General features: G+C 67.0%; 18 protein-coding genes. 4 read left to right on the top strand and 14 right to left on the bottom strand.

The features are described from left to right. Positions 1-7 precede the first annotated feature (7 nt). On the bottom strand, positions 8-514 hold the full coding sequence (locus C8258_RS16695) for a YbaB/EbfC family nucleoid-associated protein (protein ID WP_106955948.1): 507 nt from the start codon (positions 512-514) through the stop codon (positions 8-10). 104 nt (positions 515-618) lie between these two features. Between C8258_RS16695 and C8258_RS16700 the strand changes: the two genes are divergently transcribed. Then, entirely contained in the window at positions 619-1,050 is a 432-nt protein-coding gene (locus C8258_RS16700) for a YbaB/EbfC family nucleoid-associated protein (protein WP_106955949.1), read from the top strand. A 17-nt stretch (positions 1,051-1,067) separates the two neighbouring features. On the opposite strand, the gene yhjD is transcribed toward C8258_RS16700, so the two are convergent. From yhjD to C8258_RS16715, 3 genes are all read right to left on the bottom strand, one after another. Next, positions 1,068-2,081 (bottom strand): inner membrane protein YhjD, encoded by a 1,014-nt coding sequence (gene yhjD, locus C8258_RS16705; protein WP_106955950.1) that lies wholly within the window; start codon positions 2,079-2,081, stop codon positions 1,068-1,070. A 51-nt stretch (positions 2,082-2,132) separates the two neighbouring features. Then, positions 2,133-3,155: a tryptophan--tRNA ligase gene (gene trpS / locus C8258_RS16710; protein WP_106955951.1), complete on the bottom strand. Its 1,023-nt coding sequence runs from the start codon at positions 3,153-3,155 to the stop codon at positions 2,133-2,135. Between the two features lie 69 nt (positions 3,156-3,224). Continuing rightward, positions 3,225-4,157, bottom strand: coding sequence for an oxygenase MpaB family protein (locus C8258_RS16715; RefSeq protein WP_106955952.1), 933 nt, complete (start codon positions 4,155-4,157; stop codon positions 3,225-3,227). A 99-nt stretch (positions 4,158-4,256) separates the two neighbouring features. Here C8258_RS16715 and C8258_RS16720 point away from each other — a divergent pair, with 99 nt between their 5' ends. Next, entirely contained in the window at positions 4,257-4,898 is a 642-nt protein-coding gene (locus C8258_RS16720; RefSeq protein ID WP_233225137.1) for a TetR/AcrR family transcriptional regulator, read from the top strand. 7 nt (positions 4,899-4,905) lie between these two features. Here the strand turns inward: C8258_RS16720 and C8258_RS16725 are convergent, their stop codons facing one another. The 3 genes from C8258_RS16725 to C8258_RS16735 all read right to left on the bottom strand — a co-directional run bounded on the left by C8258_RS16725 (position 4,906) and on the right by C8258_RS16735 (position 6,831). After that, positions 4,906-5,427: a barstar family protein gene (locus C8258_RS16725; RefSeq protein WP_199195727.1), complete on the bottom strand. Its 522-nt coding sequence runs from the start codon at positions 5,425-5,427 to the stop codon at positions 4,906-4,908. Further along, the gene (locus tag C8258_RS16730; protein ID WP_369974761.1) at positions 5,427-5,933 is read right to left on the bottom strand and encodes a ribonuclease domain-containing protein; all 507 of its coding nucleotides are present in this window, start codon (positions 5,931-5,933) and stop codon (positions 5,427-5,429) included. The genes C8258_RS16725 and C8258_RS16730 overlap by 1 nt, the downstream gene beginning before the upstream one ends. Positions 5,934-6,042: 109 nt before the next feature. After that, positions 6,043-6,831, bottom strand: coding sequence for an exodeoxyribonuclease III (locus C8258_RS16735; protein ID WP_106955955.1), 789 nt, complete (start codon positions 6,829-6,831; stop codon positions 6,043-6,045). Between the two features lie 14 nt (positions 6,832-6,845). Here C8258_RS16735 and C8258_RS16740 point away from each other — a divergent pair, with 14 nt between their 5' ends. Next, entirely contained in the window at positions 6,846-7,778 is a 933-nt protein-coding gene (locus tag C8258_RS16740) for an alpha/beta fold hydrolase (RefSeq protein WP_233225138.1), read from the top strand. Positions 7,779-7,841: 63 nt separating this feature from the next. Here the strand turns inward: C8258_RS16740 and C8258_RS16745 are convergent, their stop codons facing one another. From C8258_RS16745 to C8258_RS16775, 7 genes are all read right to left on the bottom strand, one after another. Continuing rightward, the gene (locus C8258_RS16745; RefSeq protein ID WP_106955956.1) at positions 7,842-9,098 is read right to left on the bottom strand and encodes an acyl-CoA dehydrogenase family protein; all 1,257 of its coding nucleotides are present in this window, start codon (positions 9,096-9,098) and stop codon (positions 7,842-7,844) included. Positions 9,099-9,116: 18 nt separating this feature from the next. After that, the gene (locus tag C8258_RS16750; RefSeq protein WP_063063884.1) at positions 9,117-9,986 is read right to left on the bottom strand and encodes an SDR family oxidoreductase; all 870 of its coding nucleotides are present in this window, start codon (positions 9,984-9,986) and stop codon (positions 9,117-9,119) included. A gap of 14 nt (positions 9,987-10,000) precedes the next feature. Further along, positions 10,001-10,882: a MaoC/PaaZ C-terminal domain-containing protein gene (locus C8258_RS16755; protein WP_106955957.1), complete on the bottom strand. Its 882-nt coding sequence runs from the start codon at positions 10,880-10,882 to the stop codon at positions 10,001-10,003. Positions 10,883-10,886: 4 nt separating this feature from the next. Then, positions 10,887-11,321 (bottom strand): SRPBCC family protein, encoded by a 435-nt coding sequence (locus tag C8258_RS16760; RefSeq protein WP_106955958.1) that lies wholly within the window; start codon positions 11,319-11,321, stop codon positions 10,887-10,889. Positions 11,322-11,334: 13 nt separating this feature from the next. After that, positions 11,335-12,552, bottom strand: a complete 1,218-nt coding sequence (locus C8258_RS16765; RefSeq protein WP_106955996.1) for a lipid-transfer protein — start codon at positions 12,550-12,552, stop codon at positions 11,335-11,337. A gap of 235 nt (positions 12,553-12,787) precedes the next feature. Further along, positions 12,788-13,432 carry a TetR/AcrR family transcriptional regulator gene (locus tag C8258_RS16770; RefSeq protein WP_106955959.1) on the bottom strand — a complete coding sequence of 215 codons (645 nt, stop codon included), beginning with the start codon at positions 13,430-13,432 and terminating at the stop codon, positions 12,788-12,790. 38 nt (positions 13,433-13,470) lie between these two features. Next, positions 13,471-14,007, bottom strand: coding sequence for a potassium channel family protein (locus tag C8258_RS16775; protein WP_106955960.1), 537 nt, complete (start codon positions 14,005-14,007; stop codon positions 13,471-13,473). A 257-nt stretch (positions 14,008-14,264) separates the two neighbouring features. Here C8258_RS16775 and C8258_RS16780 point away from each other — a divergent pair, with 257 nt between their 5' ends. Further along, on the top strand, positions 14,265-14,648 hold the full coding sequence (locus C8258_RS16780; protein WP_199195728.1) for a hypothetical protein: 384 nt from the start codon (positions 14,265-14,267) through the stop codon (positions 14,646-14,648).

Genomic DNA, 14,648 nt, shown 5'->3' on the forward strand with positions numbered 1-14,648 from the left:
ATCCGGCTCACCATCCCTTCCAGTGCGGCCCGTTGTCCTCGTCGTCGTCCGCGGCACGCGGTGGATCCGCGGCCGGTTCCGGCTCGGCGGTCGGCGGCGGCGGCGGCAGGATGCCGTCCACGACGCGCTGCAGGTCCAGACCCTCACCGAGCGGATTCGTGATGTGGAAACGCTTCTCGTCGGCGAGGATCGGGGCCATCGCCGCACCGACCTCCGACTTCGCCGCGCGGGCAGCGGCTTGCGCGGCCTCGGTGATGGCGTCACCGAGCTTCTCCGGAGTGGTGCGTTTGAACGCGGCGGGGTCGACCCATACCTGGATCGGGATGCCCGCCGAATTGCTGGTGACGCGGATCAGATTGTCCGAGGACCACCCTTCGGCGGTCGCGGCGGCCAAAGTGTCTCGGGCCGTGGCGATATCGCGCAGTTGATGCTCGTAGTTCTCGAGCATCGAATCGACCTGTATCTGCAGGGCGTCGGTTCGCGCGCGCAGCTGATCGTAGCCGGATGAATCCACTGGTTCCCCTCAATCGGACTTGTCGCGTCCTGTATTCCGACGCATCGGATCGGTTGCCGGTTCCCGCGCCCGGCAAACCTGTCCGTTGTGTCAGGATGGTCCCTGTGGATCCGAACGACCCGGACGGCGCCGCCGATCAGCTGACGGCCTGGGCCGACGACCTCGAACACAAGGCCGGGCAATACCGGGAGCTGCACGACCGGATGGCGAGTCTGAGCGTCACCGAAACCTCACGCGACGGCATCGCGGTGACGGTCGACGGCGACGGAATCCCCACCGATATCCGCTTCGCCGATTCCGTGCGTGGCATCGATCCCGCCGCGCTGTCCGCCGAGCTGATGCGCACCCTGCGGCGCGCCCAGGTGCGGATGCGCGAGCAGATCGCGGCGACCGTGCACGAGACGGTCGGCGACGACGAAGCGGGGGCGAACATCGTCGGCCGCTACGCCGAGCGGTTCCCCGATCCCGAGGAGCCCGAGCCGGACTTCGCTCCCGATGCGGACGGTTCGCCGCTGAGACCGTCGGCCGGACAATAACTTTCGAGCCGCGCGCCTCACCGCTTCCGGCGCGCGATACCGACCATCGACCCCAGCGCCGCGCCCACCCCGAACAGAGCCAGGCCCGTGGACGCCGTCATGCCCGCGTGCATCCGCGGCTCGATCACCGCCGGTCCCGGCGCCGGGATCTCGGCCTCCACCTCGTTCTCCCGCGCGGTGGCGGCCCAGGCGGTGGCGAACAGGATGATGCGGGCGGTGATGTAGGCGAAGACCATGAGGCCGATGATCGAGCCGAAGGCGACGCCCGCGGGGCTGGTGAGGACCTTCTGCAGGTAGAAGGAGGCCACCTGCTTCCAGATCTCGAAGGCGATCGCGGCGATGAACGCCGCGCGCACGGCACTGCGGAAGGTCACCGGCTGGCGCGGCAGCCGGGCGATGATCCAGACGAAGACCGCCCAGGACGCGAGCACCGCGAGGACCAGCGTCAGCAATCGCAACAGCCATGAGACACCGGGCGCCTTGTCGAGCCCGACGCTTTCCAGCAGTTGCAGCGCCAGCCCACTCGACGACAAGGCCGACAGGCCCAGCGACACCACCATCGCGACGCCGAGCCCCGCCAGCGCCATCAGGTCCGACAATTTGGTCTTGAACCAATTACCTTCGTGCGCGGGCTGTTCCCACTGCTCGGTCAGGGCGGCGCGCAGGTTGGCCATCCAGCCCAGTCCGCTGTACGCGGCGATGAACAGACCGATGAGGCCCACACTGGTCCGGGACTTGATGGCCTGATCGATCAGATCGTTGACCTGGCCGCCGAAGGACCCCGGAATGTTCTCGACGATCTTGTCGCGCAGCTCCTCGAGCAGGTGCGGATCGCGGGCGAGGACGAATCCGGCGACCGCGAAGGCGACCATCAGCAACGGAAACAGCGAGAGCACCGTGAAATACGTGATGCCGGCCGCGAAGTAGTCGCCACGCTGGCGCTGGTAGCTGCCGCCGGCGCGGACGGCGTGGTCCAGCCACGGCCGTGCTCGCACCTCACGTTGGATCCGCGCCTCGAGCTTGTCGAGCACCTGTCCTCCCGAACCTGTTCAACCGCAACACACGGCCTCGCGCGGCGCAGATCAGCGGTGCAGGAAACCCACTCGGTCGTACACCTGCGCGAGGGTCTTACCGGCGATCTCGCGCGCCTGCTCGGCTCCGGTGGCGAGAATGCGATCGAGTTCGCCCTGATCGTCCAGATACTCTTGCACTTTCGCCCGCAGCGGTGTCACGAATTCCACCACGGCGTCGGCCACATCGGCTTTGAGCTCGCCATATCCCTTGCCCTCGAAGCCTTTTTCGAGTGTGACGATGGGCGTGTCGGTGAGCGAGGACAGGATCACCAGCAGGTTGCTGACGCCCGGTTTGGTCTCCGGGTCGTAGCGAATCTCCCGTTCGGTGTCGGTGACGGCCGAGCGGATCTTCTTCGCCGAAACCTTCGGATCGTCGAGCAGACTGATCAGGCCCGCGTCGCTGGCGGCGGACTTGCTCATCTTGGAGGTCGGATCCTGCAGGTCGTAGATCTTCGCCGTGCCGGTGACGATATGCGGTTCGGGGACCACGAAGGTCTTCTTGAAGCGAGTGTTGAAGCGCTGCGCCAGGTTTCGGGTCAGCTCCAGGTGCTGGCGCTGGTCCTCACCGACCGGGACCAGCTGCGGGCGGTACAGCAGGATGTCGGCAGCCATCAGGATCGGGTAGGTGAACAGGCCGACGGTCGCGTTGTCGGAACCCTGTTTGGCCGACTTGTCCTTGAACTGGGTCATCCGGCTGGCCTCGCCGAAGCCGGTGATGCAGCTCAGCACCCAGGTGAGCTCGGCGTGCTCGGGCACCTGACTCTGGACGAACAGGGTGGACCGCTTGGGGTCGATACCTATCGCGAGCAGCTGCGCGACACTGTGCAAGGTGCGGCTGCGCAGCTGCTTGGGGTCCTGCGACACCGTGATGGCGTGCATGTCCGGAATGAAGTAGAGCGCCTCGTAGTCGTCCTGCAGCGGCACCCAATACTGCAGCGCACCAAGGTAGTTGCCGAGGTGGAAGGAGTCGCTGGTCGGCTGGACGCCGGAGAGGACCCGCTGCTTGCGTTCGCTGGGGGCAGGACTGGACATGAATCGATCTTCCCATGCACGCCCAAGCGGTTTTTTCCGAGGGAGCGGGGACGCGCGGGGCGGCGCCGCTCAGACCGCGTGCCGCTCGGCGTAGCTCCGCGGATCCACCCCCGGCATGCTGGACCTACCGCTGGCGACCAGGTTCTTTTCCCGCCGGGTGATCAGGCGATAGACCGGGGCGCTCGGTCCGGAGAGGGTGTCGCGCAGGACCGGCGGCGCGAGCGGCGGGCGCACGTGAGCGGTGCGCACGGCCTGCGCGAGCCCGCGATAGGCGAGCTCTTCGCGCCGGCCCCACCGGATGTCGTACATCCGCCGGATCCGCGGCGGCAGCGAGCCCTGGACCAGCAGATGCGCCCCACTGCTGGCCTGCTGCCACGGGCGCGGCAGCGGATGCGGCACCTGCGCGCCCGCCAGATACGAGCCGACCAGCCGTGCTTCCTCGGTCAGATACAGCTCGTCCGAGGCGAGGTAGGTATCGAAGACCCGCCGGAAGGCCGGATAGTCGGCGGGAGCGGCCGAACGCGGCATGCCGAACAGCTCACCCCAGCGCACGTAGTCCTGATACAGGTCCTCCCGCTCGCCCGCAGTCAGCTTGCGCACCAGCACGTCGTGCATGACCTCGGCGGAGTCGGCGGTGAACGCCATGGTCATGAACATCAGATGCGGGTCCAGCGCGGAGTAGTGCGAACCCGCCGGATGATGCGGGCCCGCATCCTCGGGCAGCACACCTTCGACGGGGACGTGCCGCTTGCGGGTGAACGCCAGCGCACGGTCGGCCTCGTCCTTGTCGCCGAGGAACACCGCCTCGAACAGTCGCCCGGTAAGTGCCAACCGCGTGTACGGGGTGGCGCGGTGGGCGGTGTTCTCGGCGGTGCCGACGAACAGCAGCGGATGGACCGCGCCGATCACCAGCGCCCGCAGGCCGTAGGTCAGTCCCACCGCGCGTTTGCGCATCACCCGGCGGATCATCGAATCGTCGGAGAAATATCCCGGACCAGGCATCGTCGCCCTCCTCGCACTGAATCTGGCAATAGCATCCACCAGAAACCGTCGTTCTGGCAAGAGCCCATGCCAGAATCGCGTCCGTGCCACAATCGGACCGTGACGGCACAGCGGACCTATGGCGGTATCTCGGCCGCCGAACGGCGCGCGGGCCGGCGCGCCGCGCTGCTCGACGCGGCACTCGAGATCATCGGCACCCAGGGCGTGGACAAGCTGACGGTCGCCGGGCTGTGCGCCCAGGCCGGGCTGAACGAGCGGTACTACTACGAACAGTTCACCGGCCGCGACGCCGTTCTCACCGCACTGTTCGACGGCATCGCCGAGGAACTGGCGCACGCCATCGTGCAGGCCCTGCAGGAGGTGGCAGGGGGCTCCGATACGCGCACGATGGCGCACGCCGCCGTCGCGGCCGGTATCCACGTGCTGACCGACGATCCGCGCAAGGCCCAGGTTGCGCTGGCGGTGAGCGCCTCCACACCGGAACTACGCTCACGCACCCTGCAGACGATCGCCTCGTTCGCGAATCTGGTCGCCGCGCGCGGCATCGACTTCTACGCCCTGAGCACCCCCACTCCGGACCCGGCGATCGGTTTCCGAGCGACCTACCTGGTGGGCGGTCTGGTGCAGACGCTCACCAGCTGGTTGCAGGGCGATATCGACATGACCCGGGAACAGCTCATCGACGAGACGACCGACGTGTTCGTCCTGCTCGGTGAGGATCTCGCCCAGCGGCTCCGCTGAACGCGCCTTACGCCGGGTCGGCCATGGTGAGCTCGACCGGCGACAGCACCGCCGGATGCTGTTGCAGCACCACCCGGAAGACCGTGCCGTGCGCGGCCCAGTATTCGGCCGCCTGGGTCATCGCGTCGGCGAACCATTCCAGATCCTCGCGCTGGTCGACCAGCAGCGCGCTCGAATCACGGATCACGACAACGTATCCCGGCGCTTCGCCGACGAATTCGTCCAGGTCGCGCAGACATTCGTCGAAGGCGTCGCGGTTGTCGCCGAAATAGTAGGGAAACTGCAGGGCGGCGGCGAATTCGTCGAAAACCCCCGCGGTGGTGCGCATCTTCGTGCCCCGGACCTCGCGGGCGATGTACCCGTCCGGGACCTGGAATCGCACCCCGCTGAACGGTCCGGCGCCGACGTCGAGGGCGCCGAGGACCGGCCCCGTCGCGGCCCGGTGGGCGCGGCCGTTCTGCCGCGCCGCAGCCGCATCGGAGCCGGCGGCCGGGGCCAGGAACTGCGACAACGACATGGTTTCGGCCATCAGCGCATCCTCGTGAAGGTCTGGTAGTGGTCGCCGGTGTAGTAGGCCGACCCGTCGCTGCCGGTCACGATGCGTTCGGCGTCGCGGGTCTGGCCGCGTTGCTTCGGGTTGACGTCCCATTCCTGATAGCTGATCGCCTTACCGCTCGAGTCGGTCTTCGGCAGGGTTCCGGCGCGGTTCATCCACTGATCGCCGCCCTTGGTGCCCGGCGCGTTCGCCGAACCGGGCCAGCGTCCGGCGTCGATTTCGACCAGGGTGGCGTAGGCGCGATCGGGCACGCCCGGCGCCCGGGTCGCCGACGCGGCGGGTGTGGCGCCGTTGCCGGGCGCGGGCTTGGCGGATGCGGTGGTGGACTGCGCGGCCTTGGTGGAGTGCACGGTCGCCGCCACCGAACTCGCGGTGTCGTGCGTGGTGGAACCGCCGCGCAGGCCCAGGACCCCGGCCACGATCGCCGCGATCACCAGCCCACCCAAAACCATCAGGATGCGAATTCTCTTGTCGGACATGTTCATCGGTGCCTGTTCATCGGTGCTGCCGGACTTGCGGAAGTCCCGTCCACACTGACGGGGTCGCGGTGCGGAAACAATGGTCCCACCGCGATCGGTCGATCAGGATTCAGCGATATTGCACGGTGACCGGAGCGTGGTCCGACCAGCGCAGCGCGTACTCGGGCGCGCGCTCTACGACGGCCTGCTTCGCGCGGCCGGCGATCGCGCCGCGAGCGAGGTGGTAATCGATCCTCCACCCGGCGTCGTTGTCGTAGGCGCGGCCGCGATAGGACCACCAGCTGTAGGGGCCGGGCACGCCCGGGTGGAGTTGGCGGACCACATCGACATAGCCGGCGGCCAGCATCTCGTCGATCCAGGCCCGCTCCCCCGGCAGGAAGCCGGAGTTCTTGACGTTGCCCTTCCAGTTCTTGATGTCGAGTTCGGTGTGCGCGACGTTCCAGTCGCCGCAGATCACGAAGTCGTGGGTCTGCGCCTTCATATGCGCGCCCAGTTCGCCGAGGAAACGATATTTCTCGTCCTGCATGGGCGTGTCGGCCTCACCGGTGTGCACGTAGACGCTCGCGACGGTCACCTCGTCGAAGTCGGCCTCCACGTAGCGGCCGACGCCGTCGAATTCGGTGCTGCCGAAGCCGATTCGCACGCGTGTGGGCTCGCGGCGCGACAGAATCCCCACCCCGGCGCGGCCCTTGGCTCCTGGCTCGGCGTGGGCGAGGAACCACCCGGCGTCGAGGACCGAGGCCAGCGCCTTGCGGGTCTGCTCATCGGTTGCCCGGGTCTCCTGCAGGCAGATGATGTCGGCCTCGGTCACTGCGAGCCATTCGAGCATCCCCTTCCCGGTCTTGCCGGTAGCTGCGCGTATGCCATTGACGTTGACGGAACTGATGATGCTGGCCACGTATCGACCGTACAATGCGGGAATCAACCCGTCCTCGCGGACATCGCGGCCACGCCGAGCAGGCCGCCGCCGATTCGGAAGGGGTGACGACGATGACGTCCGGCACCACCCAACCCGCCACCTCCCTCGCGCCGATGACAGCCCTGCACACCGGATCGGGTGATCCCCTGCTGCTGTTGCACGGTTTTCTCATGTCGCCGCACTGCTGGGAGGACGTCGCGTCCCGATTGTCCGCTACTTGCGAGGTGTTCGCTCCGGCCTTCGCCGGGCATTGGGGCGGCCCCGACCTCAGCGGCTGGTACATCGACGTGAATCTGCTCGCCGACCGGGTCGAGGAACAGCTCGACGAATTGGGCTGGCGCACCTGCCATATCGCGGGCAACTCGCTCGGCGGCTGGGTCGGCTTCGAATTGGCCCGCCGCGGCCGGGCCCGCACGCTCACCGCCATCGCTCCCGCCGGCGGATGGCATAATCCGTCGCTGGCGCAGTTGCGGGTGGGGCTGGAGTTCCTGACGCTGCTGCCGATCGTCGAAATCGGTAAGCGCCTACCTGCGTGGATCCGGTTCAGCGCGCCGGTCCGGCGTGCCACCGCCATGCTGCTGAGCAAGAACGTCGCCGCGGCGCCGCGGCGCGGGGTGGAGGCGGCAATCATGTCGGCAACCCACTGCGCGGCCATGCTCCCACTGATCGCCAGCGGTTTGCGGATGGCCGTCCTCGACGATCTGTCCACGGTGCGGACACCGGTGCGGCTGCTGATGTGCGAATACGACCGGATCATCCCGAATCGCATGTACGCCAAGCGTTTTCTGCGGGAACTGCCCGAGACGGCGGACCGCATCCTGGTGCACGGCGTGGGTCACGTCCCGATGCTGGAGGCTCCCGACCGCATCGCGACCCTCATCGCCGAGCACGTCTATGCCAGCCGCACGCGTCTGCGGGCGGTGTGAGAAAGGCCGGCGGATCGGTTCGAACCCCTCGGCGCCGATCCGCCGGCCGCCATCACGTGGCGATCACCGGCCCAGCAGGCCCTTCGCGATGTGGGTCACCTGGATCTCGTTGCTGCCGGCGTAGATCATCAGCGACTTGGCATCGCGGGCGAGCTGTTCGACGCGATATTCCTGCATGTAACCGTTGCCGCCGAACAGCTGCACGGCCTCCATCGCGACCTCGGTGGCCGTCTCCGAGCAATAGAGTTTGATCGCCGAGGCCTCGGCCAGCGTGGGCGGTTTCCCCGCGCGGCCGCGTTCGAGGGTGTTGAAGACCATGTTCTGCACGTTGATGCGGGCGATCTCCATCTTCGCGAGCTTGAGCTGCACGAGCTGGAAGCGGCCGATCTCCTGACCCCACAGCGTGCGAGTCTTGGCGTATTCCACACAGAGCCGGTGACATTCGTTGATGATGCCCAGCGCCATGAAGCCCACGCCCACCCGTTCGGCGACGAAACTCGTTCGCGCGCTTTCGCGTCCGTCGCCGCCCTTGTGTTCCTCGGTCTCGCCGAGCAACCGGTCCCGGCCCAATCGCACGTTGTCGAAGAACAATTCGCCGGTGGGCGAGGAGTGCAGACCCATCTTCTTGAACGGTTTGCCCTGGGTGAAACCCTCCATCCCCTTGTCGAGGACGAAGGTGAGCACCTTGCGATCGCGCCTGTCGGTGCCGTCGCCCTCGTCGAGTTTGGCGTAGACGACCACCACATCGGCGTAGGGACCGTTGGTGATGAAGGTCTTCTGGCCGTTGAGGATGTAGTCCTCGCCGTCGCGTTTGACCGAGGTCTTCATGCCGCCGAAGGCATCCGAGCCCGAATCCGGTTCCGTGATGGCCCAGGCCGCCACCTTCTTCAAGGTCACGATATCGGCGAGCCAGCGCTCCTTCTGCGCGAGTGTGCCCCGCGACATGATGGTGGCCGCGCCGAGGCCGATCGAGACGCCCATCGCCGCGACCAAACCCATACTGACGCCGGATAATTCGCTGATCAGCACCGCCATCAACGACTGCTGCTCGCCGAACGGGTCACCACCGGACCTGGGCTTCTTCTCGCGCTGCCCGGCCTCGTCCGGCGCGGCCTCGGCGGCACGCTGCTTGGCGAGCATCTTCTCGATCGCCTCGGCGCCCATGACGTCGATGCCGAACTCGCCGAACAGTTTTCGCAGGATCGGATACGGCGGCATCGCACCGCTGTCGAGGGCGTCCAGATGCGGCCGGATCTCCTTGTCGATGAAGGCGCGCACGGCCGCGCGGATCATCTCGTCGGTCTCGGACCATTCGAACATCGTCGTTCTCCTCCTGCGTCAGGGCAGCCGGGCTGCGATGTCGTCGATCAGCCAGGGGCCGTCGGTTTCGATGGTCTTCACGTCGTGCCAGCCGCCGAGCTCGGAGATGGCGCCGCCCTGGACGGCGAAGACCTTGCCGGTGACCGGGCATTTGTCGGTGGCCAGGTAGGCGACCAGCGGCGAGATGTTGGCCGGGCTGAAGGCATCGAATTCCCCCTCGCCCACCTCGGCGGCGAAGATCGCCCCCATCCCGGGTGTGGCCAGGGTCAGGCGCGTGCGTGCCATCGGGGCGATGGCGTTGACGCGCACGCCGTACCGCTCCAATTCCTCGGCGGCGACCAGCGTCAACGCGGCGATACCGGCCTTGGCCGCGCCATAGTTGGCCTGGCCGGCGTTGGGCAGGGTGACGCCGGAGGCCGAGGCGGTGTTGACGACGGCGGCGTTGGGCTGCTTACCGGCCTTCGACTGGTCCTTCCAATACGCCGAGGCGTGGCGCAGCACATTGAAGTGGCCTTTCAGGTGCACCGCGATGACGGCGTCCCACTGCGATTCCTCCAGGCCGGCGATGAACCCGTCGCGCAGGATGCCGGCGTTGTTGATCACCACGTCCAGCGTGCCGAATTCCGAAATCGCCTGGTCCACCAGGTTTTTCGCACCGTCCCACTGCGCGACGTTGTCGGTGTTGGCCACCGCCTTCCCGCCGGCGGCGCGGATCTCGTCGACCACCTCCTGCGCCGGTCCGGCGTCGGCGCCCTCCCCGGCGTTGCTGCCGCCCAGGTCGTTCACCACGACCGAGGCGCCCTCCCGCGCGAACAACAGTGCGTGTTCGCGTCCGATGCCGCGGCCCGCGCCGGTGATGACGGCGACCCGCCCATCCAAAACACCCATGACAGTCTCCTCGACTACGAGTTGTCGGCGACGACCGCCAGGCCGTCGGTCAGAACGAGATCGGTCCCGCGTGCGGTGCGGAACGCGTAGGTGGTGTCGGAGCCGGTCGAGCCGGTCTTCCAGATCTGGGTCTCCAGATCGTCGCCGGGGAACACCATCTTCGAGAAGCGCACCGCGAACCGCTTCAACCGCTGCACATCGGAACCGGCGACCTCGGTGAGAACGGCCCACGACGACATCGCCATGGTGCACAGACCGTGCGCGATGATGCCGGGCAGTCCGGCATCCTTGGCCACCTGCTCGTCCAGGTGCAGCGGCACCGGATCGCCGGAGGCGGGAGCATAGCGGTAGGTCTGATCGTCGTCCACGTGCGCGGCGACCCGGGCCAGCGGCGGCTGCGCCTCCAGACCGGGATCGAACTTGTGCGACGGCGCGCTCTCACCGACCTGCTTGCCGACATCGATGTTGCGGAAGAAGGCGGTGAGATACTGCTCGTTGACCAGCTCACCGCCGGAGTCCCGGCATTCGATGAGAATGGTGATGGTGGTGCCGTTCTCGCGGCCCTCGTAGCCGATCGCCTTGGCCCGCGAGACCAGCCGATCACCGGGCCGGATCGGGCGGTGGAAGTGAAAGTCCTGCTCGCCGTGCACGACTCGGCCGAAGATGTCCATCGGGACGACGTCGATCACCGGCATCATCATCGCCTCGAAGACGGGGACGATGGCGAACACGGGTGAGGCGATATCGCCGGACAGGTGAGCCGGAATCGGGTCGTTGGTGGCGGCGGCGTACTCGGCGATCCGCTCCCGGGTGACCTCGAACCGCTCCTCGTCGGACCAGACGTTCAGGCCCGCATCGTCGAATTCCACGGGCCGGGGCCCTGTTTCGGTCGCCATCTCGTCAGGCCGTCGCCAGGGCGTCGAGCTGTTCGAGGGTGGTGTCCAACTGCTTGGCGCCGTCCTTCTCGACCGCCTTGCCCAGCGCGCCCTTGATGAGCGCACCCTCGAAATCTCCGGAGACCGAGAATTTGCTACCTGCCCCCTCGGGTGCGATGTCGAAGGAGAACTTCACCTTCACACCGGCCATCCCGGCGCCGCTGAGGACCAGGCTGTTCGGCGAGTTCACCTCTTCGACAACCCATTCCATCTTGTTCGCCATGCCGAGCATCATGATCTTGGCAACCAGCTTCGAGCCCGTGGTCAGCGTGGCCGGCGGCTCCTCCATCCAGCGCTCGTGAATGGTGAACCATTTATCCCAGGTCTGCGGATCCGAGACGACCGCCCACAGCGCGTCCGGGGTGGCGTTGAGGTTCTTGGTGGCTTCGATGTGACCCATGTTCGTACTCCTTTCAGCGCTCGGCGCGCTGGTAGGCGGTGACGACCGCGGCTCCGCCGAGGCCGATGTTGTGCTGCAGCGCAGCGGTGACGCCCTCGACCTGGCGTTTGTCGGCGTCACCGCGCAGCTGCCAGGTGAGTTCGCTGCACTGAGCCAGACCCGTCGCCCCCAGTGGATGGCCCTTGGAGATGAGGCCGCCCGACGGGTTGACCACCCATTTGCCGCCGTAGGTCGTCTGATCGCCGTCGATGAGGCTGCCGGCCTCGCCCTCGCCGCACAGGCCCAGCGCCTCGTAGAGCAGCAGTTCGTTGGCGGAGAAGCAGTCGTGCAGCTCGATCACCTGGAAGTCCTGCGGACCGAGGCCCGACTGCCGGTAAACCTGCTGCGCGGCTTGCACATTCATGTCGTAGCCGATGAGGTTCTTCGCGGTGCCGTCGAAGGTGGAGGCGAAATCGGTGGTCATCGCCTGGCCCACGATCTCCACCGCGCGCCCGGCCAGGCCGTGCCGGTCGACGAAATCCTCGGAGGCGAGGACCACCGCACCCGAACCGTCCGAGGTGGGCGAGCACTGGAGTTTGGTGAGCGGGTCGTAGATCATCCGCGCGCCCAGGATGTCGTCGAGCGAATACGCGTCCTGGAACTGCGAATACGGGTTGTTCACCGAATGCTTGTGGTTCTTGTACCCGATCTTCGCGAAATGCTCCGCGGTGGTGCCGTACTGCTTCATATGTTCGCGGCCCGCCGCGCCGAACATCCACGGCGCCGGCGGGAACAGCACCTCGGAGATCTCGGCCAGCGCCATCATGTGCTTGGCCATCGGCTGCTCGCGATCGTCCCAGGTGGAACCGAGCGAACCCGGCTGCATCTTCTCGAAGCCCAGCGCCAGTGTGCAGTCGGCCAGCCCGCCCCGAATCGCCTGCGCCGCAAGGTAGAGCGCGGTGGAGCCGGTGGAACAGTTGTTGTTCACGTTGATCACCGGTATACCGGTCATCCCCAGTTCGTAGACCGCGCGCTGGCCGGAGGTGGACTCGCCGTAGACGTAGCCGACGTAGGCCTGCTGCACCTCCCGGTAGTCGATCCCGGCATCGGCCAGCGCCTTGGTGCCGGATTCGCGGGCCATATCCGGGTAGTCCCACGCGCGCGTCGTGCCGTCGGCCTCCTCGACCTGCCGCCGACCCGGTTTCTCGAACTTCGTCATTCCGACGCCGACGACGTAGACCTTGTTCGTCATCGAACCACCCTTCTCCCAGTCGGCCGCCCCGTCGAGCGGCAGTGGTCGATCCGTTCCGATCGAACTGGAAACAAACATACGGAGCTGTATGTAAAGACGCAATAGGGTGCGCGTTTTACCCGTCGGGTCGAGGGATATACCCAGCTAGAGCGTTTGTGTTGCTACGTACAGGAGCATCTGTAGCTCGATACAGCTCGCGTGCCGACGCCGGCGCACCGACGTGGCGGTACGGGCGTCAGCCGCCGATTCCGAGACCCGGGAGTGCGGATTCGGCGGCACGACGCAGATGCGCGGAAGCGCGCTGCCAGCGGCGGTGGGCACGCTCCGGATCCGGAGATACGAAGTTGGAGACCAGGATTCCGCGCAGGGTATCCATCGCGGTATAGGCGAAGTCCCGGACTTCCTTGCGCCGCAACTCGTCCGGGACCAGCTGCGATACCGCCATCAGGACGGCGTTGTTGACGAACGGTTCGACCTTCTCGGCCTCCGCGGCCAGCACCGGATCGGTGCGGCCGGCCACCCACAGCTCCATGGCCGCGACGAACAGCGGCCCCTGGTGCAGCTCCCACATCGCGTCCAGGGTGGCGCCGATCGGATCGTCGCCGGCGCGCAACCGGCCCAGCTCCTTCATCGCGGCCTCGGTGCGCCGCTGCGCCAGGTGCGAAATGGCGGCCACGACCAGATCGGTTTTGGAACCGAAGTGGTGCACCTGCGCGCCGCGGGTGACCCCGGCTCGCTCCGCGACGCGTGGCGTCGTGGTGCCCGCATAGCCGTATTCGACCAGGCAATCGATGGTCGCGTCGAGCAACCGCACCCGCATCTCGCTGCTGCGCTGCTCCTGGGTACGACGCGGCGGCTTGCCGACGACAGATCTGGCCATCCGGAAATCCTACACTTACATACACACGTGCATGAAACTCACTCGGGCTCGCGCGCCGCACGTCCTCGTTGTATCGCGGCCAGCAGCACCCGGACCCCGGCGCCGATGAGCGCCAGATCGGCCAGAATCTGCACCGTCACCACGACGCGCGCCGCCTGCGAGGTCGCCGCGATATCGCCGAAACCCACCGTCCCCAGCACGGTCACCGTGAAATAGAGCGCGTCGATCCGTGTCAGCAGCGCCGAGAAACTGTCCGGCTCGGCCGCCGACATCAGCACGTACGTGGTGGCGAACATGAGTATGAAGGCCACCGCGATCATGGTCAGCGCCTCGGCCCCGCGCAGCCCGGGATACGGTGCCGCGACGATACGAGTGGCCTGCCGGTAGATGAGGACGACGACCAGCAACAAACCACCGCACAAGCCCAGAATCGGACCGAGCTCGTTCAAATGGCGAAAGGGCAGGACGAAATACAGAGCCACCAGCGCGATCGTCGTCAGCGCGGTCCGCGCGGCGGCATACAACACCGCCCGCCGCCGCGCATCACCACCGCTCCCCTGTACCTGCGGATCCATCCTGACCTCCCGGTCGAGTGCTGCCGCCTGCTCGGATCACTCAACCACGCCGGAGGCGGGTGCATCGGGAGGTTGGCGCGGCGGCAAGCCAACACTTCCCCACAGTGGGAAATCCCGTCACCGCGCGGCGGCGACCCGAGTTGAGAGACTGAACGTCGACCAGTCGGTGCCGGGCCGCGCGTGGCCCGGTCGGCGAATCGGGAGGGTTCGACGGGCCGGCATGCCGAACTGTCAGCCGGAAGCAGCGTGAGGATTTGATGAGAGAACTTCACCCCGATGTCCGCGTGGCCATGGCGATGGGGCGGGAGCTGAAGCACCGTATCGCCGAAATGCGTGAGCGCGCCGACAGCATGGTCGCACGCCGCCCCTCACCCAGCGGCATGGTGATTCCCGAGGTCAACGTGTACGGCGAGTTGACCGATCTGTATCTGGCGCCGGGCACCTGCGACCGGTTCGGCAACGACGAGCTCGCCTTCGAGATCGTGTCCGCTGTGCGGGAGAGCAGCGCCGACGCGCGCCGCCAGTACCACATCGCCATGAACGTCGACCGTCACCATGTGCCGCTGGCTGAGAAGGCCCGGCAGTGGCGGGCGGAGATCGACACACCGAAGACCCCCACCACTGGGAACCGAGAAGAATGA

Origin of the sequence: Nocardia sp. MDA0666 (genome assembly GCF_003023875.1) — a bacterium.
GTDB classification, from domain to species: Bacteria; Actinomycetota; Actinomycetes; order Mycobacteriales; family Mycobacteriaceae; genus Nocardia; species Nocardia aobensis.